This window comes from Streptomyces sp. NPDC033136 (assembly GCF_055578235.1).
In genome coordinates, this window is record NZ_JBVIPD010000021.1 from 22420 (window position 1) to 49258 (window position 26839).

Sequence of the window (26839 nt, forward strand, 5' to 3'; positions counted from 1 at the left end):
GGGGGGGGGGGTTTTCCAACGTCGGGGGGGGGGGGGGGGGGGGACTATCAATGGTGCGCGGGATCGCCGGTTTGGCTAACCGGCGATCCCGCGCTATGTTGCCCCGCCCTTCGGTGTTGGTGATCAGCGTGAACGACTGGCCAGACCTACTCCCACGGGTCTGTCCGCGGTGGGATTCTGCACGGCTCAGCCGCCAGTAGGGCTGGCTGAATTGCGGCACACGCCTTTACATAGGCCGTCCTGTAGTCGTCATCGACATCGTCGAGCACGGTTGGTGAAGAGGCTCCCAGGCGGAGTCGTCCACTCGCGGGACTTTCGGGCAACCGGGTCAGTACGGGTGTCCCTAGGCGCGCAAGTTCTGCGTCGACCTGTTCGACGAAGGCCGGTGAACAGGTGTCCGGGCTGGCCGGTGTGTGCCGCAGCACTAGACCCGCGATGGGAACACGGTCGAGCGGGATTCCGGCGAGGTTCTCGTGGCGCCAGGCCATGGCGGATGCTGCGGGACTGACTGGTACTTCACGGTGCTCGGCGATGCCGTTGCGTGCCTTGGCAGTTACAAGCCTCTCTTCGTATCTGGAGCTATGGGTCACGACGAAGTGGCTGTCTGCGGACTCTTCGATGTATGGCTCCATTCCGTAGTTTTCGTTGCAATCTACGAAGATGACCCAGTCGAAGTGATCGCGTGCCTCTTGGAGCAGGGCGTTCACTTCCTTTCGGGACCCGTATGCGGCGTAGGCGTACAACGAGCCGCTTCCTGGGACCAATCGTGCTGGTCGCCACGGAGGGGAGGGGGCGATGCTGGGCTGAGCGTCCGGGGGCCATTCGGGCCCTGTGTGGTGGCGGAGTCGCCGGCTCTCTGGGTCGGCACTGAAGTTGTGCCTGACTACGAGGACTGCACTGCCTTCGAGTGCCCAGGCTGCACCAATTTCCAGCGCAACACCTTTAAGGTTCCACTGGCTTGGACCGAAGCGAGGGGCGAGAAGTTGAGTGCATCGGCCTCGTGCCTGGCCGCCGCTTGTGATGTCGGTCGGCCGTGGTGAGTGGATGTTTGCCGCCTGCGAGCTGGTGACGGCATCGCCGTGGCTGGGGAAGCCGACCTCGCCCAGAGCTGTGAAGTGACGGGGTCTCCGCGGCTCATGCAGTTGGGGGCTGGCTGACGCAATGGTTTCCACGCGGAGGGTGCCGCGCCAGCCACTGCCGCTGCCGGCTGGCGTGAACTCCATGACGCAGCCATCACCGTCACACCGGTGGTCCCCCCGATGGGTGAGCAGGCCAAGGCCAGCAACGGGTTCGAGCAGGATCGCGGCGAGCCGGTCGTCATGGAGGGGACCGCTCGGGTCAACCTCGCGCCGGACGTACCAGTTCATCCCATGGTCCGTGCGTTCAGCGGTGACCTGGATGCCCACGTGGCCTGCCAAGCGGTCCCAGAGCCGAACCCGTCGAAGCACGGCGCTGGCGAGACCAACCGCTGGAAGATGGTCATCAATGACCGTCCGGGGCCTGGGCTTTCTGCGGACGACGAACTTCTCGGGGGGAAGCGCGCTGGGGTCGATGGTCCACAGGGGCACTCGACGTTCCGCGGAAAGAGCCGCCTCGTGGGCCTCAAGAAGTCCGCCGAGGTCTGCACTGTCCATCGAGGAGAGAGCGATGACGCCCGCTTCGGGCCGGCGTGCGAACGCGATCTCGATGCTGCTGTCGACAACCGTGGCCCACAATCCAGGAACCCCGTGGATGGTCCGCTGGCCACGCTCTCGATAGGGGAGCATCTCCAAAGCAGGGCGTACCAGGTCGCTGCGCTCGAAGCGAATTCCCAGACGTCGGGTTTCGGGAACGACTTCAGTGATTCCGAGTGGGTAGCGACTTGAATCCTGAGGTGTGCCGACGTGCTGCAGAACCAGGGATTCTAGGCTCTGTTGCGTTTCCTCGGTCCTCGGGAGGATCGATCCCCAGTCGGACTGCTCTTGGACGCGGAGTCGTGCCACACGCAACGACTCTCCAGTCAACTGCTGTCGCGCGTACGCAACCTGGTCCTTGACGGACATCATGCCCTCCTCGTGAGCGTGCCCCGACCCAGCACACAAGGCGCATGCAAATCTTCAGTTACGGGATTTACCGCGAGAGAGTCGAAGAGGGTTGTCCGGCGGTACTTAGGGTCGGTTGCAGTACCCGGAGCTGGCCGCTTCGTGGGGCCAGGTGGTGCCAGTGCAGCGCAGCCGCGGGCATGATGTCAATCCGATCGAGAAAGATCCACGCCGCCATCACCCAAATGGTGGGGGAGCGCGCCGGCGGCTTTACGGAGCGGTCAACGCCGACGTGAGTCCGGGCGTTGACGTGGCTGGCTGGGCGGCAGCACGAAGGCACAGTGGCTGACGCGTGGTGCCAGCTGTGCGTGAGGCTGACGTGGTCCGACTCCGTGGGCGAGGAGGGACTGGACCGGCCCAGACCGTCCAAGTGACCCAGTTTTTGCTCGGGTGCTGGGCAGTGAAGGCGTCGAACGGGACGCTCGCGTCCACGGTGTGCTTCCAACCAGCGGCGCTGAGAGGCTGCATGGCGGAGGTAACCGTCTTCTCGTCCATGGAGGACCGACGGCCGTGTCCCAGCCGTCGCCGTCGGCGAGGTGGATGAGCAGGTCCTGCAGCACGGGGGCGGGGCCTGTTCGCCTCTACGCCGAATGCCCCGCCCGTCTCGGTCAGGAGACGCCGCTATGTAGGAGTCATGGCCCTCTTGGAACGCGGACGACCGACTCGGGGCCTGGGGTAGTGCGGCCTCCCTTCGGCGGACAGGGGCGGCGGTGGAATACCAGTGCTGCTCAGGAGCGCCGGTTTGGCCAACCGGCGCTCCTGAGCTAGGGTGTCCCGCTTTCCCAACCGGAGGCTGTCTCGGCTGTCGGCCGAGACCGGCTCATCTATGGTGCGCTCCTCATGCGCAGCACGGGACTGACCGATACTTCCTTGCCCTCTCCCGTGGTAGACGTCGTCCGGCACGAGAGCCCGGAGAATTCAGGATTGCAGCTACGGCCGGCCTGCGATTCCCTCGAAAGAGTGATCCCTGTGGCAGAGCGCGGTCACGTTTTTCACGAGGGCGGAGATTCTCCTGTTCGGAACTGATCGCATCGTGGATCTTAGTGAGAGCGTGGCGGCGCTCTCTCTACATGAAGTGGCCGGTGCGGGCGTCCGCGTTCACAAGCGCCGAGAGTTCCCGCTTCCGTTTTCACGATTGTCAGCTCGTGCTGTAGTCCGTGCGGTGGGTCTAGCGTACGAATGCACGAAGATGGACCCCAAGTTGGCTGGCGCTCGCGTCGGGGCCCATCTCCTCGTGCTTCGTCACCCAACGCACCAGGAGGTACGGAAGTTGATTCAGCACGTCCGCAGGGGGCTGGCACGCCTTGTGCCGGCGGCGCCCGTCGGTAGCATTCCGCTGCCTGCACTGTTCCAAACGGCCGTTGCCAGCGTTTTCCTGCTCACGTTCCGGTTTGGCTCCGCGCTGACCGTCGCAGTCATGGCCGTGGCGGTCATCAAGCCCGGGGCTCTGCCGCCGGAAGTGCAGATGATGATGACGGCGTCGGCATTGTCGGATCGCAGTGCCGTCTCCTTCGTCAAAATCCGCTACGCCGACTGACGCAGCGGTTGGCAGGACAGCCCGCGTCCCGGCTGGCAGGTCGGGTCAGAGTTCAGGCGTCTGCTCGGCGCTGTTCGAGCAGACGCCCTCTTGACTCTCCTCCCTGATGACTGCACCACCACCGCGGCGCACCCGCGCCCGGCGCACCACTCTGCCCTCGTGGGAGGGGCGGCGCGGTCATCCTCCAACCTGTGGGGTGAATACCATGCTGCTGCGCCACGGCCCCGGCGGGGAGCGCGCGACTCTCCAACCCGGCCACCCCGACCCCGTACTGGCCCACCGGCTTCTGGCACCGCCCATGAGTGCACCCCTCACTTACACCGCGTTCTGCCACGACCGCTGGCCGGTTTACTGGCGGTTCGGCTGCACCGTCGCCGGCTCGCCGCACCGCGGCGGTGAACTCGCCTACGCTGCCCTGCAGGAACTCGCCGCTCGCTGGCCGACGGTGCTGGGAAGCGCATCCCTCTCGGCGGCGGCCTGGGATTTGCTGTCACAGAAGTGCGCGGCTCGGGGGACGGGACCAGCCGCGCGGCTGTACCGCGTGCTCCCTCGCCTTGAGGCCGACGCGCTCGTGCTGCGCCACAAGTTGGGGCTGACGTCCCAGCAGTCCGGCTGCGCAATGGGACTGGCGGAGGCGGACTTCGAACTGCTGCACAGCCGGGCCGTGCTGAACCTCGGGCAGTGAATATGACACCGTCGAATGCCGACTGGTGTGCGCCGGGGCATCAAGCGCCGTCAAGGGCGGCTGATTTGATTCGAGGGTGCATCGCCCGATGGTGGTGGCCGGTGGCACACATGCGAGCAACTCTCCTAACATGGGCCCACCATCGATGCCCCGCGTCAGCGCAGGTAGACGCGGGGAACTGTAGCGTGGGGAGCAGCTCATCGTTGATACAAGCAAACCCAGCGTTGCCAGAATGTATGACCACCTCCTGGGCGGCACGGACAATTACATCGTAGACCGGGAGGCATGTGATGAATTGCTGTGTCTTGCCCCCAGTACACGTGAGTTGGCGTTAGTAAACAGGGCGTTCCTTGTTCGTGCTGTCCGATATCTCGCCCGTCAGTGCGGCGTGCGACGGTTCCTCGACCACGGCTCCGGCCTGCCGACCCGTCCGAACGTTCACCAGGTCGCGCAGGAGGTCGACGAGGCCAGTGAAGTGGTCTACGTCGACAACGACCCCGATGTCCTCAGTTACGGCCGCATGATGCTGGCGGAGGACCCGGAGACGACGGCCGTCCTGGGCGCGGACATGCGTGACACGGACGCGATCTTCGAGAGCGGGGAAGTCAGACGCCTGCTACGGGACGAGCAGCCCGTAGCGGCCCTGTTCGTGAGCGTTTTGCACTGCATCCCTGATGACGATGATCCGTGGGAGCTGGTGAACCGAGTCGCCCGGCGGCTGCCTCCCGGCAGCTACATGGTGATCTCGCAGTTGGCGAGCGACGACCCTGAACTTCGGCACCAAGTAACGGAGTTCATGCGAAAAGCCACTGGCGGGCAGTGGGGCCGCGTCCGCTCGATAGAGGAGGTAGAGCGGTACTTCGAGCACCTGGAGGTGCTGGAGACGCCGGGGCCCGTCGAGGTTTCACGCTGGCTGCCGGACAGTGACTTGGCTCCGTGCCAGACGGACCCGGACCCGGAGTGGATCGAGTTCGGCGCCGTGGCGCGGATTAGGTAACTACTCGGCGGGACTACGGGACAGTTCGGCGATGCACTCCAGCAGGAAATCCAGGGTCTCCTGCTTCGACAGTGTCTTGCCCCACCACTCGTCGATCGACGCTTGGTAGACCTCCACATCGCTCGGCTCGGAGTAGAAGGTGCCGCCGCGGTTCATATCTTCCAGATAGATCGTCCGTCCGGTCGCGCTGTCGTGCGGCTTGAACAGCGTCATCGCCGTATGGACGGGCAGCTTCGACCGCGTGGCGGAGGACGGCAGGATACGGATGTGCACGTTGGGCTTGTTCTCGGCGAAGTTGTGCAGATGCCGCAACTGCTCGCGCATCACGATCTTGCCGCCCCGCGCCCCGCTTACAGCCTGCTCGTGGATCACTGCGGAATACTGAGGCCCGTCGTACTGATCGAGCAGGTGCTGGCGACGCAGCCGCAGCTCCAACCGCCGCTCCACGGCCGCAAGGTTCTTCTCCCGCGTCTTCCGTTCCGGGTAGGTGTCGTAGAAGTCCTCCATCACCGCCCGGGCGTAGCCAGCGGTCTGGAGCAGGCCGGGGATGAGGAGGTAGTGACACGTCTTGATCACCTTGGACTGGGCCTCAAGGGCTAGCAGGCCGACCATGATGTCGCCGGCCACGTCGGAGAAGTGCGTCCACCACTGCTCACCGCGGGACTGCTTCAGTAACGTCTCCACTTCTTGGCAGATCTCAGCAGGAGCGTTGTAGAAGCGCAGCAGGGCGTAGATGCGCTCCTCCTTGAGCTTCCCAGTGGTGACCTTCTCGCACCGCTGCAACGTCGCGAGGGAACCGATCTGCGGGATGTTGCTGGCGGCCACCTGTTCCAGCGTTAGCCCGCTCTGGGTACGCAGATGCCGCAGCAGAGCCCCGATGAGCTGTGCTGCGGCGATCGGCGTTGCAGGGGGCGCTTGCCCCTCCCGGCCTACCAGGGCCAGAACCTGAGTGGACATCCGAACTCCTCGCGGTGAACGACGGCTTCGCGTCGCGCGCCAAGGATGGACAGTCGGGTGGGGCGTGGGCAAGCGCTGGCCGAGTGTTTTTAGACAGGCATGTTGCTGAACTCTCCCTTGGCTACACCGTCGACGAACGCGTCGAACTCGTCCTTCGTGTAGATGAGTGCCGGCCCGTTGGGGAATCGCGAGTTGCGGACGGCGTATTCATTCTCACTGAGACGCGCGACTTCGATACAGTCGTTCTTCGCATCGCTGGCCCTTGCCTTCTGCCACTGCGCGTCAGCGATCTGGTCGGCTGCCATGCCGTTTTCCCACTTGCCCATCCCGCGCCTGCCTTCCGTTCGTGGCCAGCGGTGATGCTTCACCGCCGCGCTACCTCAGCTGGACACACCCATGTGAGTTTTCACGTCAGAGTGAAATTTTCACGGAGTGTGAGAACGAGCAGGATTCTAGACCGAGGAGGGCTTGAGCGGTGTCCCTCGAAAGGGGCGTTCTCACCTCGCAGGAAAATCATTAGTAAGATCAACAGGTGGGTGCCTGTCCGGATGGCACGTCGGGGTGAAGAATGGCCGGACTTGAACCGGTGGCGATTCTGTGAACTCGGTGGCGTGGGGATGGCGTCAGCATGGCGACGCAACATAGAATTGACGTGTCTATGTAAATCCTTGGGGTCCGTGACCGGCTCGGGGTGACGGCCGCGTCCCAGGTCCTGTGGAGCGGCCCGCGCCTGATCTGTATCGCCGGCGACTTCACCCGCTACGACGTGCATGCCGTGCGCGAGCACCGGCGCTCGATCGACCTGGTCCGCTACCGGCTCTTCGGCAGTGACCTGCTCGGGCTTGAGACCGTGGCCTCGGTGAGCGGCGGCATGCAGGTGGCCCGCCGGGCACGGCGCCGGGCGGTTGCCCGGGCGGCGGACGACGTCCAGGGCGCGTCGATGGTGGAGTTGGCGGGCGCGGTCGACGAGGTCCTGCTTGGACTCGGGGACGGCGTGAACCGGGTTGAGCGCAAGACCTACCGGGCGTATCAGCGGCTGCGGAACTTCGCCTGCTTGTGCCCGCCGCAGCGCAGCAAGCTGCTGGTCTACCTGAAGGTCGACCCGAAGGACGTCGACCTTGTTCCGGGCTTCACCCGGGACGTGTCCGGTCTCGGTCACCACGGAACGGGTGATCTGGAGGTCCAGCTCCGTACGCCGAGGGACGTGGAGCGGGCGCAGGAGCAGTTCCGGGCAAGCTACGCGGCGGCATGATCGCCTGCAAAGGCCGGCCTCGTGGCGGGCTGCGCTACGTGTCGTGTCTCGGTCGTGGGGGAGCCGTTCGACGTGCGGGCAGGGCGTGGCGGTGGACTATCTATGGTGTGCGGGATCGCCGGTTTGGCCAACCGGCGATCCCGCGCTATGTTGCCCCGCTCGTTCGGGGTCGATGATCAGCGTGAACGGCTGGCAGGTTGGCCGGCCGCAACCGCCGGAGCCGCCGACACGCTGGTGGCTAGGTGGGTCCTGTGTTCACGGCCCGGCTGCGTCTGGCGCGTGCCGGTCTCGTGGGCGAGAGTTTCGGAGAGGTCGGCCAGCAGCGGACTCGGGGTGTGCGGGGACGCGGTGATGGCCCAGGTGGGGCGGTCCGAGTCGGGCCCGGCCCAGATGGTCCAGGTGGCCAGGTTCTGACTCGCGTGTTGTGCGGCGAAGGCGTCGAACTGGACGCCCGCGTCCCCGCCGGGGGAGGTCCAGCGGATCCATCGCCCGTTCACGGTGTGCTCCCATCCGGCGCCGGAGAGCGGCTGGGTGGCTGCGGTGACCATCTTCTCGTCCACTGAGGCGCTGATGACAGTGTCCCAGCCGTCGCCGTCGGCGAGGTGGATGAGCAGATTCTGCAGCACCGGGGCGGGGGTGGCGCCGGTCGCGGTGAGGACCCACATGCGGTCCGAGACAGGTGTCTCGTAGGCGGCCACAGTCCAGGCAGTCTCGTGGGCGGGGGTTTCGTGGACGCGTTCGATGCGCAAAGTCTGCGACTCGTGGATGGCGTGGGTCGTGTCATCTGACCAGGTGCGCCACTTCTCCCAATCGCCGTGTGCCTCAAAGAAGGCGTCGAGCAGGGCGTCGTGGTCGCCGGCATCGGCCAGGTAGACCGGAACCGTCTCCAGCTCCGGGCCGGACGATCCAGGCTCGCATGCGGTGACGTTGAAGATGGCGCGGGCTTCGACGGCGGCCCGTTCGGTGTCGGTCAGGGGTGCCGGGCCGGGGCGCATGTCGGCGCCGTGGACCTTCTCGAAGGCGAGCAGGGCCTGCGCGGGTGAGTCGAATGTATCGGCGACCTGGCGCAGGTGGTCTTCGCCGTGCAGGTGGACGGACTTGCCGCCTCGGGCGAGGTAGGTGCCGACCGCGACGGTGGTGTGGCCGTCGTGGGCGTGGGCGTGGATGAGGAGGTGACCGTGGCGGATGTCGTCGTGGATCTTCTGGGCCTGATTGGAGACTTCGCGGATTTCGCTGCGGGTGCACCACGGCATCGGGTAGTTCGCCCAGGTCCATTCCTCGTCCATGGCTTCCCGGAGCCGAGGGGTGATCTCGACGGTGATGCCTTCGGCGATCAGGTGCTTGGCTGCGTCCTCGGCCCAGTACGGCTCCTCGTGATCGATGCGGGCCAGGACCAGGACGTCGTCGGCGACGACGGTCCAGTCGGCTGCCTCTAGACCCATAAGGGCGAGGCGGGCCTGGGCGCCCGTCAGGACGGCGGTGACGGCGCTGGGGTGCGTGGGGTGCACGTCAAGGTGGACGTGGGCGTCGGTGGTGGGAGTCACGTTGGGGTGTCGTCTCTTCTGCCGGTGGCCGGGCCTTCGGCTGCGGCCACCGGCGTAGGCGGGGGCTATCGGGTTGTTCGTGTGGAGCGCACGGTGTGTGCGGCCGTGGTGGTCGGCGGGCCCGCGCGGGTGGTGGGCGCCGGCCGCCGTCGCGGTGTCGGGGCGGGTCCGGTGGCGTGCTGCCAGCGGGTGCGGGCGGCGCTGATGTCGGCGAGGGAGCGGCGGGCGCCGACGACGAGCTGAAACGGGGTGTTCGCCGGATCGGCGGCGTACGCCTCGATACGCCGGCCGGTGTGCTCGGCCGTGGCCAGAAGGGAACGCTGCAGGGCCCTCTCGGCCCAGTGCTCGACGGATCCGGCCGGTTCGGCCAGCAGGCGCAGCACCTCGCCTGGTTCAGTGCCGTCGTCCAACAGGCTGCGCTGCTGTGCCTCCCACAGAATGGTGACGGGGTCGACGGGTTCTCGGCGGTGAGCAAGGGTGGTCAGGCACTGCCACAGGCCGGCGTGTAGCGGCAGGGTGAGGTCGTCGGGCAGCAGCCACCGGACGGAGTCGATGTCGGCGGGGTAGGCCGTGGCGGTGGCGAGCAGTATCTGCTCCTCCTCGACGGCTTCCGCGCGGTCGGATGCGACGGGCGGCGGCGGTGCCGTGGTGCGGGGCAGTGCGCCTGCGCGTGGCGGGAAGCGGTTCGCGATGTCGTCCACGACGGCGGCGAGCGCGTCGGCCTCGGCGAGCACCGTTTGGACGGACTGCGGGAGGGTGGCGTCGCGGACGGTGTGGATGAGGCGTTCGGCGGCCGTCAGCAGGCGGCGGCGGGCGTGTTCCGCCTCGACCATCCGGGCATAGGCGGGGGCGTGGCTGGGCCAGGGGCAGACCTGGATGAGGGTGTGCAGGTAGGAGGCGGTCAGCCCGCGCGCCTGCTCGCGACCTGTGGCGAGCACGCGGTCGAGCCACTTGGTGTTCTTCGCGTGCTCGGCAGGGTCAGGCCGGGGCAGGGTACTGATCGCGACATACAGAGCGGTGTGCGCGGCGGTGGAGAACGAGTCGGCAGCGATGCCGCTCACGTCGTCCAGACGATGCGGGTCGAAAAGGAGGGCTCCGAGGAGGGCCTGCTCGACGTGGAACACCGGCTGGGGCGGTGCGATGGTGTCGCGGTCGTTTTCGTCGGATTCGTGGGCGTGGGGCATCAGGCGGCGAGGGTGAAGTCGTCGGGGTTGAGGGTGACGCCGAGGTGCGGGGCGAGGAGGTGGCCAGCGAGCAGCGGGGGCACGGCGTTGCCGATCTGGGAGAACTGCTGGCCCTTGTTACCGGCCCAGGGGTAGTCGGCGGGGAAGGTCTGCAGGAGGCCGGCCTCGCGGGCAGTGATCCGGATCGGCTCGGGAAGGGCCGGCGCATCGGTGTCTTCGGCCGGCGGCGAGGTGGGTTCGGCGATCCAGGTGCACTCGTTCGCGCGGTGCCCGAAGAACAGCGTGCCGGCCGGCTCCTGGATTGACCGGACGGTTGCGTTGGCCTGGTTGTTGGTGCGCAGGGACCAGGACCAGCGGTGGGCCTCGGAGGTGAACGTGGGCGCCGGGGCGTCGGTGGCCCGGTTCTCGCGTGTGCCGTGCCGGGTCGCCCATCCGGTGCCTTCACGACGGGACTTGAGGACCACCCCGTCCGGCCGGGGCATCCAGGTGCCGCGCTCCCGGGCGTCGGACAGCGTCTTGCGGGAGCCCGACGGGAACGGTTCGGGCCCGCCGCCGGGGCCACCGCCCGCGCAGACGGTGGGGACGGGCCGGTCGGTCGCGCCCCATCCGAGGGCCTCGGCCATGCTGACCCAGCGAGAACGGCCCGGACCGAACAGCGATTCTGGCTCTGCGAGTTGGGAGTGCGTGGGCGTGGGTGGCTGTGCTGTACGGACGCGGGAGGCCAGGAGGATCGCTCGCTTCCTGGTCTGCGGGACGCCGAAGTCGGCGGCGTTGAGGATCCCGTACCAGACGGAGAAGCCCCACCCGCGCAGGACGGCGGCGTACTGCTTCCACAAGGGCAGCACGTCCGGTACTTCCTCCATGGCGACCCAGTCGGGCTCGCCGACCGTGTTCAGCGCGTGCAGGTAGCGCATCGGCTCGGCGGCGAGCAGGGAGCGCTCGTCACGGCATCCGAAGAGGAGGCGTTCGCGGGTGTCGCGTCCGGCGGCCAGGTCCTCGACCGCCGTGTGCACCAGCGGTTGGTCGAGCAGGCCGAGGCGCTTGCCGGCCATGCTCCACGCCTGGCACGGCGGCGAGGCGATCATGCCGTGCGTGCGGCCGATGAACGGCCAGGTCGGATACATCGCCACGTCGGTGCGGATGGTCAACTGGCCCGCCGCAGCGCGGGTCTTGCACGCCCACTGGTCCCATTCCAGCCCGACGTCGCGCACGCCGAGGACGTGCAGTGCCCTGCTCCAGCCGCCCGACCCCGCGAAGAGGTCGAGTATCACGTGGCCAGCCCGAAGTCGTCCTGCGTAAGCGCGTCGGCGTCGCCGCGGCACGCCCAGGGCGAGCAGCCGTCCTCGACGCCGTTCTCCAGCGCGTCGGCCTCGTCCGCACCGATGCACAGGGCGGTCCGCTCGGCGGCGGTGACGTGGTCGATCGGTGCCTGGCTCAGCGGGACGCGGGAGCGGTGCAGGAACGCCTCGCCGAGCAGTCGGCTGCCCGATGCGTTGGCGCGGGCATTGCCCTGCCGGATCGCTTCGTCGAATTCGACGACGTCCGCCCATTCGGACGGAGAGGTGTCCCTGATGTGCCTCCACTGCGCATTTCCGTGGAACGGACAAGTTATTGAGAATCGAGACAGGAGCGTGACCTTTCGGTGGGTGAGGGCGCGGACGCCTGGAGGCGGTCCGTCGAGGGGCGTTGCGGCGGTCGTGAACCGGCCCGTAGCGTGCTCTGATGCCTTTGCTGAACCTGCGTCACGCGGTCCGTGCGATCGTTTTGGATAGGGAGGACCGCATCCTGCTGTGCAGGTTCGTGCTTCCGGAGAGGGTGGTTTGGGCCGCTCCCGGAGGAGGGATCGAGGCCGGCGAGACACCTCAGGCGGCACTGCGCCGTGAGCTGCATGAGGAGATCGGGCTCGTGATCGACGACTCACCGCCGCACGTGTGGCATCGGAGGGTTGTCGGGCCCGGATATGTGAGTGGGTATGACGGCGCGGTTGAGGACTACTTCCTCATCCGCACTGCTGCCTTTCGGCCGAATGGCGCACTGTCGAGTGACGAGTTGGCCGCTGAAAACATCACGGGTTTCCGCTGGTGGCAGCTGCCAGAGATCGCCAACTACCAAGGGCCGGACCTCTTTGGGCCGCGTGACCTTGCAGATGCGCTATCCGGATTGATCAAGGACGGAGTCCCCGATCAGCCACTGGAGCTTGGGCTGTGAGTCTGGTGGCCCGGTGGTGACTGCACTGGTGCCAGTGGTGAGGCCGTTCGGCGCGGCTGGTTGAAGTGCGGGGGCGTCATTCGGCGTCTTTTTGCGCTGGGCGAGACACGAAGTCCTTTGCCTCACGGGAGCGGACCGGCACCAGGTGCAGGAGGGCGTCGCTCACGCGGCCTTCCCGGAGTCGGACTGCGTCGGCGCGTGCTTCGCCACGGCGCGGGCGGTGATCGCCTTGGACGCGCGGGCGGAGGCTGCGGACAACTCCTCTGCTCCTGGCTCCCGGTACCAGGGGCGCAGGTCGAGCATGGCGGCGCGCATGCCGGTGGCGAAGCAGAGAGCGGTGCCCTTGGGCAGGGCGCGGATCGCGTCGGCGGGCAGGATCCGCTCCTGCCGCATGCTGACCGAGGTCGACTTTCCGGACTCCGAGTGCGAGGTGGACCGGGTTTCCACGTCGTGGTCGCCGATCAAACGGCTGAGTTTGTCTGCGAAGTCGGGGTCGTCGATACCGGACCCGATCACCTTCACGGTAGAGGCCGACCACATGGCGTCCATGCCCGCGTCTCCCCAGACCTTCTGGCCCTGGCGGTAGGACTGCAGGATGGTGATCGGGATGATGCCGCGGCTGCCGAGGTGGGAGTACAGGTCCGGCAGGTCGCTGATCTTGCACACGTTGGCGGCCTCGTCGAGGATCGCCAGCATGGGCGGGTCCAGGCGTCCGCCGGCGCGTTCGGCCTGGGCGGTCGCCGCGCGCATCACGGAGTCCGCGCACGCGGCGATCAGCGCCGAGGCCCCGCCTCCGCCGTCCTTGCTCAGCAGGAACAGTGTGTCGGTGGAGGTGACGAACTCTGAGGGGCGGAACTCGGGAACGTCCTTCTGCGGGGTGACCCAGGCGGCGATCTCGCTGTTCAGCAGTGCGGCGGCGTACTGGCGGGCGGTCTCGTAGATGCCGTCGCGGGTCTCGGGCGGTCCCTCGACGGTGCCCTTGAGCTGAGCGGCGACAGCGGCGAAGTCGTGGTCGCGGAGGATGTCGAGCGGGGTGCGGTCGGCGGGGAAGGCGAGCCACTGCATGATGTCGGTGATCGGCCGCTCGTCGAGCGCTGCGGCCAGCAGCAGTTGGGACAGGATGTTGCTGCCGGCCTTGGACCAGAAGTCGCCCTGCTGGGAGGCGTCCACCGAGGCGGCGAGGAAGTGTCCGGCGAGCCGGTTCGCCCCGTCCAGGGTTGTCGCGCTGGCGAGGGGGTTCCACCACATCTCGCGTGCGGCGTGCGCGATCTGCTGTGGGTCCATGCTCCACACCTGCCCGACGCGGGAGCGGGCCTCGTATGTGGCGGTGAAGGCGTCGCCTGCGGCCTTGTTCGACGTCAGCAGGACCGGGCCGGGTGCGCCGAGCATGGAGGGGATGGCGAGCGAGGTGGTCTTGCCGGAACGGGGCGCCATGATGGCGACGGCCACATCTTCGTAGCCCATGCGCACCTCGTGCCGGGTGTTCTGCAGGTTGCCCAGGAGGATGCCGGTGTCGCGGGCTTCGATGTGCTTGGCGTCCTTCAGGCTCGGGCGGAGCGAGCGGGCCTTGTCGGTGATCGCCTTGGCCATCAAGGGCTCGATGTCCCGGGCCTTGGCCATGCCGGTGATCTTCTTCCGGCCGCCGCCGCGGTTCTTGTGCCGGATCCACAGGGCGACCGCCGTCATCCCGAGAGCCAGGAGGAGCAGAACGGGAACGATGCGTGCCCCGACGAGCAGGGCGTTCTCCCCGGCCTCGGGCCAGACCTGCTCGGGGTGGAGCAAGGCGTTGGTCGGCTGGTAGGGGGCCCAGCTGCCTCCTGTGAGGGAGGCGGTGACGTTGCCGCACAGCCAGGCCAGGTGGGACAGGGGGACGACGACGGCGAGCACGCCGAGGAGGAGGCGCAGGACGAGGTCGTACCCATCGGTGTTGCTGCTGGAGGAGGAGGAGGGGGGCAAGGGCTAGGTGCTTCCAGGCGGGGACGGAGGGATCAGCGCTGGCGGTGGCGCTCGGCCTGCGGCCGTTGCGGAGGACGCGTACTCGTCGCCGGCGGGCCGGATCGGCGTGCGGCGAGGGAGCGGATGCGTTCTTCCAGGGCGCCGGCGACCTGCGTGGCCGGTACTTCCCGGTGCGAGAGGCTGATGAGGTCCGGGCTGCGAGTTGGGAGGCTGGAGGGGCCGGCGGTGCGCGGCACCGGTCGGGGGTCGGCGAGCGCGGCGGTGAACGCGGTGATCAGGCGCGGTGGGGTGTGCTCGCTGAAGTGGGCTTGCCACAGCAGAGTCCGGAAGTCGCGGAGGGCGGTGTCGACCCACCAGGCCCCGGTCGTCTCGTCGGCCTCGACGCGGACGGTGCCGTCGGGTGAGGCCAGCCGGTGGTGGCTGTAGGCCGGAGTCCAGCCTGCTGTCAGAAGCGGCTCCTGCGGATCCCAGTTGTCTGCTGGATCGGCAGTGGGATCGGTCAGCGCATCGGTGAACGCAGCGATCATTTCGACGGGGGTGCGGGCATCGAAGCTGGCGAACCAGGCGGGCCGGTCCGGCGCGGGGGCGTGCTGCAGAGTCCACCATCGTCCGTCGGGGTCGGGCTCCAGCCGCAGGAGGGCCTTCTGGTCGGGGCTGGAAAGCAGGACGCGGGGCATCAGGGGGTCGTGACCGTAGCTCCAGCCGCAGGCACGGTGGAGGGGGACCGTGATCCAGGCGGGATCGCCGCCGCCGGCCAGGTGGCGCGGGGCGATGTAGTCGATGTCGACGTTGGCGGGGCGGTCAGGCATGGTCACCGTCCCCTCGCGCCGTGTCCGCTGCGCCGGGACGTCAGGGCGGGGAGCTGCGGGCGCTTCGGCCGGGTCGGTGCTTGGCGTGCGGCGGCCTGGATGTCGAGGATGGCGCGGCCGTGGCAGGCCCAGTCGTCCAGGTAGCTCCAGCACTCGGCGTGGTGCTCGTCCAGCGCGTCGACGTACGCTTCGCTGCCCGGTCCGGTGCCCTCGGGGAGCTGGGCCCGGGTCTGGCGCCATTGAGCGTCCAGGGCGTCGAGGTGGCTCAGTGCTTCCTCCAGGATGGTCAGTTGACCGGGCCAGCTGGGCCGCGTGAGGTGTGCGGGCAGGTGCTGGAGCTGGAGGCGGGCGGTGGCCAGCAATTGGCGGGCGCCAGGGCGGATGCTGGCGAACGCTGCGGCGGTGTCTGCGTCACGGACGGCGGCCCGGCGGCCGTAGGCGTCCTCGTCGAAGGGCCAGCCGTCCAGGTCCGTGTTGAACTCGGTGAAGGCGTCCCAGGACGCCAGGATCCGTTCACTGTGGCGCAGGTAGCGGTTGAGGCGCCGCAGTGAGGTGCGGCGGCCGTGGTTCGTGGTGCGGGAGATGGGAGCATCCTTTTAGGTCAGCGGCGGGCGGCCGGCTGGACGGCGGTAGGGGGCGCCGGGGGTGTCGCGGGGGCAGTCTGCTGACGGCGCACGGCGCGGGCCTGTGCGCGGAGCGTCTTCACCCGGGCGGTGTGCGCGTCGACTACCTGCTGCGGGCGCAGCGGGCTCGGCTCCCGGACGGCGCTGTAGTGGGCGGTGCGGTCGAACATGCCGCGCTGCAGCGGGCTCTGGTCGGTCAGCGCGCCCAGGAAGGCACCGGCGAGGCGATCGGGAACGTGCTCGTCGAGGAAGGCATGCCAGATCCGCCGGCCCGGGAATGATTCGTCGCTGCTTGTCCTGACCTCGATGTGCCAGGACGGCCGTTCATGGAACTCACTCATGGGGCGGTGTTCGATGCGGCACAGCGCGTCCGGAGAGAGCGCTCTCCCGGCATCCTCGTACTGCCAGCCTGCGCTGGTCACCGGCTGCCAGGGGTCCGGCTGGGGTGAGGGTGGTGTGATGAGGGCGTCGGTGAGGCCGGCGAGGACCTCGGCCGGCACGAGTTCACCGAACTCGGCGTACCAGTCGTGTTCGTTGTCGCCGGGGGCGGCCCGCAGCCGCCACCAGGCGGAGGTGGCGGACTGCGGGTCGAACTGCAGGCGGTAGCGGTGATCGGGGCTGGCCATCACGATCTCGGCGCTGAGCGGGTCGGAGACCGTGGCCCATCCGGCCGCGGCCAGGCCGTGGGTGACGTGGCGGGCGTCGCCCGGGCCGGCGAGGTGGCGAGGGCTGGTGTCGAAGGGGATCTGCCCGGCGTGCTGGTCGGCGAAGGCGTCGAGCTGGCGCTCGCTCAACGGCACCGGCTGCACCCCTGCTCGCTCTCGGCGTCGTCGTGCAGCGCGCGCAGCTCGTCCAGGACGTAGTGGAGGGTGTGCTGGTCGGTCTGCTCCCAGGCGGCGGAGCGCAGCTCGGAGATCAGGAGGTTGACGTGCGCTGTGCGTGGGATGGCCTGGTGCTCCTGGATGGTGCGGGCGAGGGCACGCAGGGTGTCGGCGAGCTGGACGGGCAGGCCCGTGTACTCGTCGAGGAGCGGCTCGACGAGGGCGAGGGCTTCGGCGGGGTCGGGATTCTCGCGCAGGTACTCGGTGACGTCCGACAGCGTTTCGGTCAGGGCGCGAAGGGTGTCCGGGGTAGGGGCAGGCATCGGGCTCCTTGAGATGGGGATGAAGGTCAGCGGCGGGTCCGGGCACCGCCGGCCGGGGTGTAGGGACGGGCGGTGGTGCGTGGCCGGGCGCTTCGGGCGCTGTTGCGGGCCCAGGTGGCGGCGCGGGCAGCTGTGATCCGAGCCTGTTGCCACGCGCTGAGCTGGGAGGGCTTGACGGAGACCGACCAGGTACGGATCTGGGCGCTGTGCGGGACACGTCCGCGTGGGCGCATCACGGGGTCCGGGCCGGCAAGTTCGGCTGAGAAGGCTTGAACCAGGTGCATCGGCGTGTTCGGCGTGAAGTGGGCAGTCCAGCCGTTGCCCTGCTTGTCCTGCGCTCCGGTCCACCACATCGCCGAGCCATCGACGCCCTGGCGGTACTGCATCCACGCGGTCCCGTCGGGGCTGGTCGCCATATAGTCCTGGCCCTCGAACCGCATGTGCCAGTTCTGCTCCTGCAGAGGTGCCCAGACGTTGGGGGCGTGTGCGGAGCGGGGGCGGGTGAGGGCGTCGGTCAGACCGGCGACGATCTCCACCGGCGTCTGCCGGCCCAGGTGCGCAGACCATTCACCGGTCGCGCCGCCTGCCCGGCCGTGGATGGTCCATCCGCCCGGCAGGATGTAGGGGTCGTAGGCGACGCGGACGGTGCGGTCCGGGCTCTCCATGAGCAGCGGGCCGCCCTTCTTGGACTTCTCCCGCCAGCCCGAGGCGCGCAGGAACTCCGAGACGTGCCGGACGTCACCGCCGCCTGCCAGGGCACGGGGCTGGACGAGGTAGTGCTGCTCGGCCTGCTCGCCCGGCCCCCAGCCCTGCCACTGCTTCTTCTTCACCGGCGCCGCCGTACGACGAGCGGGGCAGGAGCCGGAGGCTTCGCCGCGCTGGTGGCCGGTCGGGTGCCGAGGTGCTGGAGCAGGTCCTGGTGCTCGTCCAGGTCCAGGCTGATGTCGTGCAGTTCGTTGGCGGCACGGCCCAAGGCGAGCCATACCTCCGCTGGCAGGGCGCCTCGTTCCGCCTCGCTCTTGGCGAAGTGGCTGCCGGCGATGACGAGGTGAGTGACGCCGCCGAGGACTCCGTTGTCCGGGTCGAGGACGCGGGCGATGACCTGCGCGGCCTGGGGCGGGGGAAGCTGAGAGAGGTGGTCGGAGAGCTGGCCGAGCTGGCGGGTGATCTCGTCGGCCAGTCTCACCGGGTAGGGGGCGGGGTGGGACATGCTCCTCCGGGTGCGTGGACGGTCAGTGATGGTGGCGCTGCCCGACGCGTTGCGCCTCGGTGGGGACGGCTTCCGGGCGGGCGCCGGCCAGTGGGGAGGCGCGGTCGGGACCGGCCGTGATGCAGGCGCGTAGATAGCGGCGGAACAGGGCTGTTGCGAGCCGGGGTTTGAGCCCATGGCTGATCGGTGCAGGTGTGCGTTCTGCTACGGGTTTCTCCGTGGAATCGGGCGGCGGGGAGGTGGGCGGCCCCGGCGCGGTGCCGGGGCCGCCCGGGCTTACGGGGTGCGGCGGGCCGGTGCGGGGCGCGAGGGGGAACTGGCGGGCACCGGTTGCTGCGGGGCGGGGCGGGCCGCGCGCGCCCGGAGGCGGTGCACGGCCTGCTGGTAGAGGGCCTCGTCGAAGACCTCGGGGTCGCAGTTGACCGTGTATCCGGCCAGGAGTAGGGCGGGGATGGCGCGGTTCGCCAGGCGTTTCTGCTCCTCGGCACCGAGGTGATCGGGCACGGTGTGCCAGATGTAGAGCGGCTCGCCTGTGGGGTATTCGTGGCGTTCGAGGCCGAGCTGTTCCAGCAGGTCGTGGAGTCCAGCGGGGGCGCCGGTGGGGGTGTCGGCGTGGATGGTGGTCGTCAGGGCCTTGATGTAGATCTCTACGTCTGTGCCGTACTCGTCGGCCAGATTGGCCATACGTTTCTTCTCCGGGGTCAGCGGCGGCGGGTAACCGGGGCCTGTGCACGGCCCGGTGCCGGGGCCGGTGCGGTGGTCGGCGGCTGCGTTGGGCGGGCGGCGTGGTTGCGGGCGTGCAGGGTGACGCGGGCGGCTTCGCTCAGGGAGTTGGCGGTGCTGCCGAGCCGTGCGATGGGCTCGGGTTCCTCGCCAGGCGCGGCGCCGTGGAGATCACTGGCGGTGATCCAGGCGCGGACGATCACTTCTCTAGTCAGGGGCAGCAGCCCGTGCATGGGGGCCGCGACCTCGGTCAGGACCTCGGCCACCGCGCTGCTGGTCTCGGCGGCCGAGGCCCGCTCGGCGAGTTGGGTGAGGTAGCGCAGGGCTGCGTCACGTTCGCCGTCGGGTGTGGCCAGCATGTTCAGGGCGGGGTCGAGGTGGACGCTGTGGCCGGCGGCGAGCAGGGCGTGCGAGGCGGTGGTCGCCTTCAGGCGCTGCTGCTCGATGGGCAGGCCGTGCGGAAGACGGTGGTAGTCACCGCGGGGCCCGGGAGCGGAGACGAAGCCGCCGGTCCGCTGGAGAATGTCCGCGGCCTGCTCGGTGCCGCCGATGGCCACGACCAGGCCGGTGCGGGAGTCCTTGGTGATGGTGACGTACTCCAGGACCCAGAAGTCGGGCTCCCTCTGGTTCATCGCGTCCTGGCGGTGGGTGTGCGAGTGCCGGCGGGGGCCGGCGGCATGGGCGCCTGGGCTGCGGTGGGCGCGGTCCGGGCTGCCGGGTGCTGGAGAGCGGTGCCGATACCGAGCGCGTCGAGCTGCGGGCCGATCTCACGCAGCGCGCGGGCCTGGGCCTGGGAGTCGTCGCCCTCCAGGCGGTAGATGCCGCTGTGCGGGTCCTGGACGAAGCCGTGGGCGAGGAGGATCGTGCCGGCCCGGTCGTCGGCAGGGGCGGTGGCGACGCTGCCGTCCGGCTGCCAGGTCAGGACGACCCGGTCCGGCTGGGAGGGCTGGATGCCGCCCAGGGCGTTGTGCCGGACCTGGGCGAGCGCACGGTCGTAGCGGACGAGCAGGTCGCCGGCGACCTGCTCGGCACCGAGGAACGGGTCGTCGGTCAGGGCGATGCCGTTGGGCTCGGAGACGCCGCGGTACGCCTCATCCGGCAGGGCGCGGGGGGCGATGGCGGCGAGGAGGAAGCCGTCGCGTTCGTCGTGCCGGTCGATCAGAACGAGCTGCGCGCCGTCAGGGCGGCTGAGGACGGCTGCCTGCTGCAGGGGGTGTTCGGCCAGGGAGGCAGCGACCAGGTCCAGGTCCCAGATTCGGTCGGTGAGTTCGGCGAGGTCGTCCTTGTCGTCGGCCGTCAGGTGGGTGCTGGTCCAGGTGTCGGGGAGTTCGCCGGCGAGGACGTCGGCATAGGAGGCGAGGCGCTCGGAGGCGCTGTGGTCGTGCATGGTGTCCTTGGGCAGTTGCAGGGGCTCAGCGGCGCAAGCGGGCGGCACCGACGGGTGGCGGTGCCAGGGCCGGCATGGCACGCGGCGGGGGCGGGCAGGCGCACACCGCGGAGCGTTCGGTCTCGTGGTCGGGAACCTGCTCTGTGCAGGCGCGGCGGCCGGGGTGAGGGGCGTGCCGGTCGGCCAGCCGTTCGCGGGTGTGCGCGAGGTCGGAGTGGATGACGGGCAGGTATGCGTCGGCGAGGTAGCGCAGGCGCCCGGCGGTGTACGGATCGCTCGCGTCGCCGAGACCGTCGAAGAACTCCGCCAGGGCGCCGAGGGTTTCCTCGAACCCGGCGAGGATGCCGTCGTGGGGCGCGGTGAGTTCGGTGAGGACGTCGGCTGCCTCTGCGGTGTCGGTGGCCTCGCGGAGGCGTTCGGCGAGGTGGGAGACCGAGGCGCCGAGCGCGGGATAGCGGGCGGGGCGGGCTTCGGTGCCGAAGGGCTCGTCGCAGTCGACGTGGTACCCGACGGCCCGCAGGCGCCCTACGGCATCGGTGGCGAGACGGGACTCGTCGTCCTCGGTGAGGTCGGCGGGGGCGCGGTGGTAGCTCTCGTGGAGGCGGACGACAGCGACGAATCCCGCGCGCTGGAGAATGCTGTGTGCCTCAGCGTCGCCCCCGCGGGCGAGGAGTTCGCCGGAGTGCGGGTCACGGCGGATGTCCAGGAAGCGGCCGGTGGTGCGGGGCAAAGAGACGTTTCTCCTACGGAGATCGGTGAGCGGTGCGCTGGGCCGCGGCCGGTGCGGCGGCGACCCGGGGCTGGGCCAGATGGGCCGCAGTGGTGTCCAGGTCCTGCTGAATCGCGTGGAGGCGGCGGGCGATCAGCTCCAGACGGTGCGCCGTGTCCGTGCCGGCAGCCCCCGGCTGGTGGGCGATCCGGTACGCGGTGTGCTCGACCAGTCCGCGGACCGTGGCCAGCGGGCCGGCCTGCTCGTCGGCAAGCTGCGTGAGGACGCCCGCGAGCTGTGCGGAAGCAGCGGGGACCGTACGGGCAGCGGGCCGCTTTGTGGGGCCGGTGCGGGCGGGGATCAGGTTCATGTCCTGCTCGATGCGGCGCGCTTCACCGGCAAGGCGCTGCAGGATGTCGGTGGGCGGGGTGTGCCAGGTGCCGTCGAGGTGGAGCAGGTTGACGAGCAGATCCAGGCGTCCGGGCTGAGCGTGGACGGCGATCCACCGACAACCGTGCTCCGCGGCACCGGGAACCTCGATACCAGCGGCCCGAGCGAGCCGGTGGGCGGCCTCGGACCACTCGTAGCCGGTCAGCTCCCGGTCGTCCGGGTGGAGCCGGATGTCGAGGTGGAGGATCGCCCGCCGGTCGTCGTCCGGGCTGGCCGCGAACGGGTGCTCCAGGTACGGGTCTTCGAGGTGCTCGGCCCACTGAACGGACGTCCAGGTTCTCTGCTCGTCGTCCGGGGTGTAGTAGTCCAGGCCCGGCCAGTGGGCGACCACGGTGTACTCCGTCAGGCACTCGTTGGTTGAAAGGGGCCGACCGAGCGCCTCGTCGAGCGGTTCGCGCGGCGAGTAGGTCCGCGCGCGCACGCAGGGCATCATGACGGCACCCCGCTCGACGTGCGGGTGGTCGACCGGTACTGCTGAAGGTCGCGAGCCGCACAGATCAGGGAACGCTCGCGGACCAGGTCGGCGTGAACCGAGATGTCTCCCGGCGGGAGGCAATCGATCGCCCTGTCGATGGCGCCCAGCCCTTCGTCGTACCGGCCCAGCCGGCGCAGGGCCCCCGCCACGCGGAACAGGACGATCGGATCGGTGCCTGTGGCGAGGGCCGGCCGGGAGCTGAGGGCCAACAGACGCTCCGCGCCGTGGTCCAGGTCCTGGCCGAGCCACAGTCCGTGCAGCAGGACGTGCAGGGTCTTGATGTGCTCCTCGGCCTGGGTGAGGACCTCGTCCATGACCGTCAGGCCCTCGGGGCGGGACTGGCCCAGCAGTGCGAAGGCGTACAGGGCACGGGTGTAGCAGTCCAGAGGCTGACGCGTGGGTTCCGCGAGTTGTTCGACGAGTTGCTGGAGGGTGGGGCAGCGGAAGTCGAACCGCAGGGCGCTCAGGTACAGATGCACCAAGGTGCGGGTGGTGATCGGATTGCGGTTCGTTGCGAGGACATCCTCCGGGGACAGCAGGCCCAGGACGCTGCGGGCGGCTGACCGTGCCGCCCAGGCGGCGTCCGCGCACACCTCGGCTGAGGTTTTCCAGTCGGCCCGGATGCCGTGGAGGTCTTCGGCCAGGCGCAGCGGCCAGGAAGGATCGTCCGGAGTTGCGGTGGCTCGGGCCCTGGCCTTGTGGAGCGCAGCGGCACGGTCGGGGCGGTTCGTGGGGGGAGTCATCGGCCGCCCCTGGTGTCTGCGGTGTGCACGAGCTGGCCCAGGGCGGTGGTGGTGTACCAGCCGCAGTCGATCAGCTCGTCGCGGTCGGCGAACCGTGCGAGGAGGGCGTCTTCCATGGCCCGCAGGTAGATCAGGCAGTCCGGGCAGCGGCGCGAGAGGTGCACGAGGTAGCGGGGGTGAGCGGTGACGTAGGACTGGGCACCGCCGGTGGGATCACGCAGTCGCCATCCGTCCTCGTCGGTGGGGGTGTGCCAGGAGGGGGCGACGATGCGCATGGAGTCTCCCCACAGTTCTCCGCCGGCCACGCCCTTGAGGACGACGACGGTGTCTCCGGCCTGGAAGTGGGCGTGGGTGATGTCGCGGGTGGGAGTGAGTGGGTCGGGGGTGAGGGCGGTGACGGGGGTGGGTTGATGGTCCCAGGACGGAGGGAGCACGCGGTTCCTTCCACGCGATGGCTGGCGGGGTGGGAGCATCAATAGTCCGGAGGAACGCCGGTTTGGCTAACCGGCGTTTCCCGGCTATGTTGCCCCGTCGTCAGCGGAACGGGTTCTCCGTCCCGCGGTCCGCCTCGGTGGCTGCGTCGAGGAGTTCGAGCAGGTCAGTGCCTTCGGAGTCGCGCTGGTCGATCCACCATCCGGCACGGGTGATAGAGCGGGCTTTCTCCTCCAGCTCTGCCCAGTCCGCCTCGTCCCAACTGCCCTCTATGACCAGGGCGGTGTGCGCGGCCGTCATCAGCTGATGGCGGGAGCGCTCACCCCAGTCCAGGGCCTTCTCCGGGCCCTCCAGCTGCGGCATGTCGAACTGCTTGGCCCAGGTGGCGGCTGCCTCCTGCTCCTCGGCGCGCTTCTCCGCGAGCCACTTTTCCTTGGACTCGGAGTCGGCGTCGCGCGCCGCCTTCCAGCAGTCGGTGCAGTCCTTCGACGCGAGCCAACGGGCGAAGCCGGCCCGCTTGTCGGCGGGGCGGTTGGACAGGTCATGATCTACCCGGTGAGAGCAGGCGTGCTCCACGGTCCAGTGCGTACTCACCCCCGGGGAATTCCGTTTGATGGGCGTTACGTTCGAGATCGGGCTGCTGGTCTGGGGCTTCAAATCGAGTGCCTTTCGTTGACGGTTGGGGTTGCACGATTTATGCGGCGGGCGGAGGTGGTCTGGAGTGCTTGGTGGTGGTCTCGGGGACGCTTGCGCCTTCTGCGTCGTCTCAGCGGGTCCTGCGGATGGCGTCTGTGGCCGCCGTGGCGATGGCGACGGGAGCGCTGGAGGGCTGGGGCAGGTGCAGCAAGGTGGTCCCCGGCAAGTGGCGGGATTCCGCGGTGAGGGTGAGCTGGAGTACGGCGCAGCCGGCGGTCGTGAGCTGCTTGACGCGGGTGACGGCTTGAGCGGTTTCGTCGCTGCCGTACCGGGCGTCGGTGACGATCACGAGGAGGCGGCCGGCGCCGGGGCGGCTGAGTTCGAGGCCGTGGTCGAGTGCGTCGATGGCGTTGGCGAGGTTGTGGTGGCCGCCGGTGGCATCGAACGTCGTCACGCGCTCTGGTGCTCGGTGGGTGGGACGGGTCAGTGCGGTCAGGTGCCTGTCGTAGGCGATGGTGGCGGTACGGGAGTCGGGGTCGGTCAGGGCTGCTGCGCGTGCCACGATCCAGGCAGCGGACGCGACGGGCGCGCAGGCGGCACGCATGGAGCCGGAGACGTCGACGGCGATCCCCACACGCAGTGGTGGGGTGGGGGAGTTCCGGCGGCGGGTGTGGGTGAACGGTTCTGCGGTGGGGACCGACCCGGCCGCGCGCTGAGCGTCGCGGGCGAGGGCCGCGCGCATGTTGAGGCGGCCGGGCGGGGTGGGGCTGGTGGTCCGCTCCTCGGTCCGCTCGCGGTAGGCGGCGGCACGCAGGGCGCGGCTCAGGCGCGCGGCGGCGCTCTGCTCGGCGGCGGTGGGCCTGCGGGTGCCGGTGACCGGGTTGCCGGAGGGCGCCGGTGTGCCGTCGGGGTTGACGGTGGTGCTACGGGCGTTGAACACCGACTTGGCGGTGGCGGCGGCTTTGCGTCGCTGGCCGGCTCGCTGGGCGCGGTCCTGAGCCTGCGCCTTGGACCGTGACGCCATGGCGTTGACCGCTGCGGCCTGTGCCGCGAGGTCGGCGGCGTCGGTGGCTGCCGTGCTGTCCATGACGACCTCCACGGCGCCGGACAGCAGATCGGTGAGGTTCTCCGGCACGGGCAGGGCGGGGGCCGCGGCGTCCAGAGCGTCGCACCATTTTTGAGCGTGCGCGAGCATGGTCGTGGCGTCGTGGTCGGCGCACTGGTGGGCTCCGGTCCAGATGCGGGTGAGGGTGGTCAGCAGGTCTGCGCCCAGCACCTTTTCGCACAGATCGGCGACGGCCCGGGTCTCGCCGGCGTCCAGGATGCCGACGTCACGGCGGCCGAGGATCAGGGCTGCCACGGCGGCGGCGTGCTCGATGCCCTGGAGGGTGGGGTGGGCGATGTCGGGCATGACCAGGGTTCGGGCACTGGTGCGCAGGTACGTGCGGTCCGTGGGCCGCGTGATCAGGTGTGCGCCTTCGACACGGCTCTCCTCCAGCAGGAGCGCGGCCTCGACGACACGGGGGTCCGCTCCGGCAGGCTGTGTCCAGACGGAGTGGGCCGCGTGCGCGGCCTCGTGGACGAACACTCCCCAGGCGGCGGGATACCGCTCCTCGTCGCCCATGATCCGCGGATGGATCTCGTGGGGCTGGAGGGGGGCGAACAGGCGGGCGTCGAACTCGACCTCGCCCAGAGTGGGGAAGAACGCGGCCGGTGCGCCGCTGCGCGTGCCGGGGCGGCAGGTGACGAGGAGGTCCTGGCGGCCGGAGAGGTCGACCAGCCGATCGCCGAGTTCGGCTCCCACGCGCAGCCACGCGGCCGGGGAGGAGCGGGGTTGCGCGGGCGGGGCGCCGTCGTCGTCCCAACGTGCGAGGTCGGCGTCGTCGTCCGGCGTGGTGGCGGGGGACTGGACGTGGTGGTGGGCGCTCATCGCGGGCGGCCCCGGTGTGCGGAGCCGGTGCTGCCCGGGGGCTGCCGGGCGGCTGAGGCGGGGAGCTGCTTGCCGAGGGTGAGGGGCGCGATCTTCTTGACGCCGACAGCCTTGGTGACGGCGGCGGCGACGGCGTCGCGATCCTCCACAGGAGCGATGCCGACCAGGTTCGCGAGCGCGGCTTTGGTGCCGAGGACGGCCTCGGTCTTCTGGTAGCTCAGCAGTTCCCGCAGTTGGGGGGCCCAGCCCAGCTCGCCGAGCTCGACCTGGTGGGCGAGGTGTCGGGCGACCCGGACCACCCGGGCATCGATCCTCAAGGCCAGGGCGAGGTCGTAGTCCGTGCCGATCTGGATCTGCACGCTGAACCGGCTCGCGAGCGCCTCCGTCAACACCGCGCCGTGGACGCCGGGATTGTGGCCCGCCACCACGTAGAAGCCCGGCTCGGCCTTGATGGTCTCGCCCTTGTGGGCCTTGACCTGGATCTGCCTGCGCCCGTCCATCGCGGGATACAGCGCCGCCAGGACCTTCGGTGAGATCAAGGTGGCATCGTCGATCAGCAGGGCGCGGCCCTCGGTCATCGCGGTGACCAGCGGACCGTACTGGAAGACGTAGGCTCCCGCGTCGTCCTGTGTGTACTCGCCGATCAAGTCGCCGACCGTGGTGTCGCCGTCACCGGCGACGGTGAGCAGGTCCGGGAACGCCGCCTCGACCAGACTCGTCTTGCCGGTGCCCGGAGGGCCGTAGAGCAGCACCGGCACGTCGGCGTCGCGCAAGCGATTCAACGCCTCGACGTCGGGCAGATCGGCCAGCTCCCGGGGGTGGTAGAGCTGGCCCCCCGCGCGGCGGATCGGGCCGCTCTGCCGGGGCGCGGCTGCTGCGGTGTAGGTCGTACGGGCCGTGGCCGCCTGGGCGCGGGGAGAGTGGGTGCCCGGTGGGCTGATCACAGCGGTCTGCGCGGCTGCGGCGGTTTTCGCGTTCGCGCGGAACTCCGGTTGTCCGGTCCCGCTTTGGTCGGCCTCGCCGCGTCGCACCAGGGTGAGGGCGGCGTTGCGGACGGCGCCGTGGGAGTGGCCCAGCTGCCTGGCCATGTCCCCGATGGTGAGCTTGTCCGCCGGCCGGTCGGCCAGCAGTCGGGCCACCTTGGCCCGTAGTTCGCCGCCCTTGGTG

At 69.5% G+C, this 26839-nt stretch carries 28 protein-coding genes and 1 pseudogene; 6 read left to right on the forward strand and 23 right to left on the reverse strand.

Annotation, left to right across the window (positions count from 1 at the left end; translation table 11 throughout):
* Nucleotides 1–146 precede the first annotated feature (146 nt).
* Entirely contained in the window at nt 147–743 is a 597-nt protein-coding gene (locus tag ACZ5TL_RS30050; protein ID WP_468593719.1) for a hypothetical protein, read from the reverse strand.
* Nucleotides 744–1259: 516 nt separating this feature from the next.
* Here ACZ5TL_RS30050 and ACZ5TL_RS30055 point away from each other — a divergent pair.
* The 4 genes from ACZ5TL_RS30055 (at nt 1260) to ACZ5TL_RS30070 (ending at nt 5300) form a co-directional block, all read left to right on the forward strand.
* The gene (locus ACZ5TL_RS30055) at nt 1260–1865 is read left to right on the forward strand and encodes a hypothetical protein (RefSeq protein ID WP_468593720.1); all 606 of its coding nucleotides are present in this window, start codon (nt 1260–1262) and stop codon (nt 1863–1865) included.
* A gap of 1486 nt (nt 1866–3351) precedes the next feature.
* Nucleotides 3352–3618 (forward strand): hypothetical protein, encoded by a 267-nt coding sequence (locus tag ACZ5TL_RS30060; RefSeq protein WP_468593721.1) that lies wholly within the window; start codon nt 3352–3354, stop codon nt 3616–3618.
* A 298-nt stretch (nt 3619–3916) separates the two neighbouring features.
* Nucleotides 3917–4303: a hypothetical protein gene (locus ACZ5TL_RS30065; RefSeq protein ID WP_468593722.1), complete on the forward strand. Its 387-nt coding sequence runs from the start codon at nt 3917–3919 to the stop codon at nt 4301–4303.
* 199 nt (nt 4304–4502) lie between these two features.
* Nucleotides 4503–5300: an SAM-dependent methyltransferase gene (locus ACZ5TL_RS30070; protein ID WP_468593887.1), complete on the forward strand. Its 798-nt coding sequence runs from the start codon at nt 4503–4505 to the stop codon at nt 5298–5300.
* On the opposite strand, the gene ACZ5TL_RS30075 is transcribed toward ACZ5TL_RS30070, so the two are convergent.
* The gene (locus tag ACZ5TL_RS30075) at nt 5301–6257 is read right to left on the reverse strand and encodes a helix-turn-helix domain-containing protein (RefSeq protein ID WP_468593724.1); all 957 of its coding nucleotides are present in this window, start codon (nt 6255–6257) and stop codon (nt 5301–5303) included. It abuts the gene before it with no gap.
* Between the two features lie 89 nt (nt 6258–6346).
* On the reverse strand, nt 6347–6625 hold the full coding sequence (locus ACZ5TL_RS30080; protein WP_468593726.1) for a DUF397 domain-containing protein: 279 nt from the start codon (nt 6623–6625) through the stop codon (nt 6347–6349).
* Between the two features lie 305 nt (nt 6626–6930).
* Between ACZ5TL_RS30080 and ACZ5TL_RS30085 the strand changes: the two are divergent.
* A pseudogene (locus ACZ5TL_RS30085) lies at nt 6931–7509 on the forward strand (DUF5655 domain-containing protein); the annotation flags it as partial.
* A 176-nt stretch (nt 7510–7685) separates the two neighbouring features.
* Here the strand turns inward: ACZ5TL_RS30085 and ACZ5TL_RS30090 are convergent.
* The 3 genes from ACZ5TL_RS30090 to ACZ5TL_RS30100 all read right to left on the reverse strand — a co-directional run bounded on the left by ACZ5TL_RS30090 (nt 7686) and on the right by ACZ5TL_RS30100 (nt 11508).
* Nucleotides 7686–9053 (reverse strand): SPDY domain-containing protein, encoded by a 1368-nt coding sequence (locus ACZ5TL_RS30090; protein WP_468593727.1) that lies wholly within the window; start codon nt 9051–9053, stop codon nt 7686–7688.
* Nucleotides 9054–9118: 65 nt separating this feature from the next.
* Nucleotides 9119–10237: a DnaB-like helicase N-terminal domain-containing protein gene (locus ACZ5TL_RS30095; RefSeq protein ID WP_468593728.1), complete on the reverse strand. Its 1119-nt coding sequence runs from the start codon at nt 10235–10237 to the stop codon at nt 9119–9121.
* On the reverse strand, nt 10237–11508 hold the full coding sequence (locus tag ACZ5TL_RS30100) for a DNA cytosine methyltransferase (RefSeq protein ID WP_468593729.1): 1272 nt from the start codon (nt 11506–11508) through the stop codon (nt 10237–10239). Before ACZ5TL_RS30100 ends, ACZ5TL_RS30095 begins: the two co-directional genes overlap by 1 nt.
* A gap of 451 nt (nt 11509–11959) precedes the next feature.
* Between ACZ5TL_RS30100 and ACZ5TL_RS30105 the strand changes: the two genes are divergently transcribed.
* Nucleotides 11960–12445 (forward strand): NUDIX hydrolase, encoded by a 486-nt coding sequence (locus tag ACZ5TL_RS30105; protein WP_468593730.1) that lies wholly within the window; start codon nt 11960–11962, stop codon nt 12443–12445.
* 162 nt (nt 12446–12607) lie between these two features.
* Here ACZ5TL_RS30105 and ACZ5TL_RS30110 read toward each other — a convergent pair whose 3' ends face one another.
* From ACZ5TL_RS30110 to ACZ5TL_RS30190, 17 genes are all read right to left on the reverse strand, one after another.
* Entirely contained in the window at nt 12608–14401 is a 1794-nt protein-coding gene (locus tag ACZ5TL_RS30110) for a type IV secretory system conjugative DNA transfer family protein (protein WP_468593731.1), read from the reverse strand.
* 32 nt (nt 14402–14433) lie between these two features.
* Nucleotides 14434–15210 (reverse strand): SPDY domain-containing protein, encoded by a 777-nt coding sequence (locus ACZ5TL_RS30115; RefSeq protein ID WP_468593732.1) that lies wholly within the window; start codon nt 15208–15210, stop codon nt 14434–14436.
* Between the two features lie 2 nt (nt 15211–15212).
* The gene (locus tag ACZ5TL_RS30120; protein WP_468593733.1) at nt 15213–15572 is read right to left on the reverse strand and encodes a hypothetical protein; all 360 of its coding nucleotides are present in this window, start codon (nt 15570–15572) and stop codon (nt 15213–15215) included.
* Nucleotides 15573–15811: 239 nt separating this feature from the next.
* Entirely contained in the window at nt 15812–16633 is an 822-nt protein-coding gene (locus ACZ5TL_RS30125; protein WP_468593735.1) for an SPDY domain-containing protein, read from the reverse strand.
* A complete protein-coding gene (locus ACZ5TL_RS30130; RefSeq protein ID WP_468593737.1) occupies nt 16624–16977 on the reverse strand; it encodes a hypothetical protein in 354 nt (117 codons plus the stop codon). Before ACZ5TL_RS30130 ends, ACZ5TL_RS30125 begins: the two co-directional genes overlap by 10 nt.
* A 26-nt stretch (nt 16978–17003) precedes the next feature.
* Nucleotides 17004–17807 (reverse strand): SPDY domain-containing protein, encoded by an 804-nt coding sequence (locus ACZ5TL_RS30135; RefSeq protein ID WP_468593738.1) that lies wholly within the window; start codon nt 17805–17807, stop codon nt 17004–17006.
* Nucleotides 17804–18187: a hypothetical protein gene (locus ACZ5TL_RS30140; protein WP_468593739.1), complete on the reverse strand. Its 384-nt coding sequence runs from the start codon at nt 18185–18187 to the stop codon at nt 17804–17806. The genes ACZ5TL_RS30135 and ACZ5TL_RS30140 overlap by 4 nt, the downstream gene beginning before the upstream one ends.
* 276 nt (nt 18188–18463) lie before the next feature.
* Nucleotides 18464–18871, reverse strand: a complete 408-nt coding sequence (locus tag ACZ5TL_RS30145) for a hypothetical protein (RefSeq protein WP_468593740.1) — start codon at nt 18869–18871, stop codon at nt 18464–18466.
* Nucleotides 18872–18888: 17 nt separating this feature from the next.
* Entirely contained in the window at nt 18889–19542 is a 654-nt protein-coding gene (locus ACZ5TL_RS30150) for a hypothetical protein (protein WP_468593741.1), read from the reverse strand.
* A complete protein-coding gene (locus tag ACZ5TL_RS30155; protein WP_468593742.1) occupies nt 19539–20297 on the reverse strand; it encodes a hypothetical protein in 759 nt (252 codons plus the stop codon). The genes ACZ5TL_RS30150 and ACZ5TL_RS30155 overlap by 4 nt, the downstream gene beginning before the upstream one ends.
* A gap of 25 nt (nt 20298–20322) precedes the next feature.
* Nucleotides 20323–21027: a hypothetical protein gene (locus ACZ5TL_RS30160; protein WP_468593743.1), complete on the reverse strand. Its 705-nt coding sequence runs from the start codon at nt 21025–21027 to the stop codon at nt 20323–20325.
* 13 nt (nt 21028–21040) lie between these two features.
* Entirely contained in the window at nt 21041–21886 is an 846-nt protein-coding gene (locus tag ACZ5TL_RS30165) for a relaxase/mobilization nuclease (protein ID WP_468593889.1), read from the reverse strand.
* The gene (locus tag ACZ5TL_RS30170; protein WP_468593744.1) at nt 21886–22674 is read right to left on the reverse strand and encodes a hypothetical protein; all 789 of its coding nucleotides are present in this window, start codon (nt 22672–22674) and stop codon (nt 21886–21888) included. Before ACZ5TL_RS30170 ends, ACZ5TL_RS30165 begins: the two co-directional genes overlap by 1 nt.
* The gene (locus ACZ5TL_RS30175; protein ID WP_266478597.1) at nt 22671–23108 is read right to left on the reverse strand and encodes a hypothetical protein; all 438 of its coding nucleotides are present in this window, start codon (nt 23106–23108) and stop codon (nt 22671–22673) included. The genes ACZ5TL_RS30170 and ACZ5TL_RS30175 overlap by 4 nt, the downstream gene beginning before the upstream one ends.
* Before the next feature lie 100 nt (nt 23109–23208).
* A complete protein-coding gene (locus ACZ5TL_RS30180) occupies nt 23209–23700 on the reverse strand; it encodes a hypothetical protein (protein WP_468593745.1) in 492 nt (163 codons plus the stop codon).
* 172 nt (nt 23701–23872) lie between these two features.
* The gene (locus tag ACZ5TL_RS30185) at nt 23873–25672 is read right to left on the reverse strand and encodes a vWA domain-containing protein (RefSeq protein ID WP_468593746.1); all 1800 of its coding nucleotides are present in this window, start codon (nt 25670–25672) and stop codon (nt 23873–23875) included.
* Nucleotides 25669–26811, reverse strand: a complete 1143-nt coding sequence (locus ACZ5TL_RS30190) for an AAA family ATPase (RefSeq protein WP_468593890.1) — start codon at nt 26809–26811, stop codon at nt 25669–25671. Before ACZ5TL_RS30190 ends, ACZ5TL_RS30185 begins: the two co-directional genes overlap by 4 nt.
* Nucleotides 26812–26839: the final 28 nt, after the last annotated feature.

Bases quoted from the DNA above. Each gene is read 5' to 3' on its own strand.
- ACZ5TL_RS30055 (WP_468593720.1), top strand. From the start codon at position 1,260: ATGGGTGAGCAGGCCAAGGCCAGCAACGGGTTCGAGCAGGATCGCGGC.
- ACZ5TL_RS30065 (WP_468593722.1), top strand. From the start codon at position 3,917: ATGAGTGCACCCCTCACTTACACCGCGTTCTGCCACGACCGCTGGCCG.
- ACZ5TL_RS30075 (WP_468593724.1), bottom strand. From the start codon at position 6,257: ATGTCCACTCAGGTTCTGGCCCTGGTAGGCCGGGAGGGGCAAGCGCCC.
- ACZ5TL_RS30095 (WP_468593728.1), bottom strand. From the start codon at position 10,237: ATGCCCCACGCCCACGAATCCGACGAAAACGACCGCGACACCATCGCA.
- ACZ5TL_RS30105 (WP_468593730.1), top strand. From the start codon at position 11,960: ATGCCTTTGCTGAACCTGCGTCACGCGGTCCGTGCGATCGTTTTGGAT.
- ACZ5TL_RS30115 (WP_468593732.1), bottom strand. From the start codon at position 15,210: ATGCCTGACCGCCCCGCCAACGTCGACATCGACTACATCGCCCCGCGC.
- ACZ5TL_RS30130 (WP_468593737.1), bottom strand. From the start codon at position 16,977: ATGCCTGCCCCTACCCCGGACACCCTTCGCGCCCTGACCGAAACGCTG.
- ACZ5TL_RS30140 (WP_468593739.1), bottom strand. From the start codon at position 18,187: ATGTCCCACCCCGCCCCCTACCCGGTGAGACTGGCCGACGAGATCACC.
- ACZ5TL_RS30145 (WP_468593740.1), bottom strand. From the start codon at position 18,871: ATGGCCAATCTGGCCGACGAGTACGGCACAGACGTAGAGATCTACATC.
- ACZ5TL_RS30150 (WP_468593741.1), bottom strand. From the start codon at position 19,542: ATGAACCAGAGGGAGCCCGACTTCTGGGTCCTGGAGTACGTCACCATC.
- ACZ5TL_RS30155 (WP_468593742.1), bottom strand. From the start codon at position 20,297: ATGCACGACCACAGCGCCTCCGAGCGCCTCGCCTCCTATGCCGACGTC.
- ACZ5TL_RS30165 (WP_468593889.1), bottom strand. From the start codon at position 21,886: ATGCCCTGCGTGCGCGCGCGGACCTACTCGCCGCGCGAACCGCTCGAC.
- ACZ5TL_RS30170 (WP_468593744.1), bottom strand. From the start codon at position 22,674: ATGACTCCCCCCACGAACCGCCCCGACCGTGCCGCTGCGCTCCACAAG.
- ACZ5TL_RS30185 (WP_468593746.1), bottom strand. From the start codon at position 25,672: ATGAGCGCCCACCACCACGTCCAGTCCCCCGCCACCACGCCGGACGAC.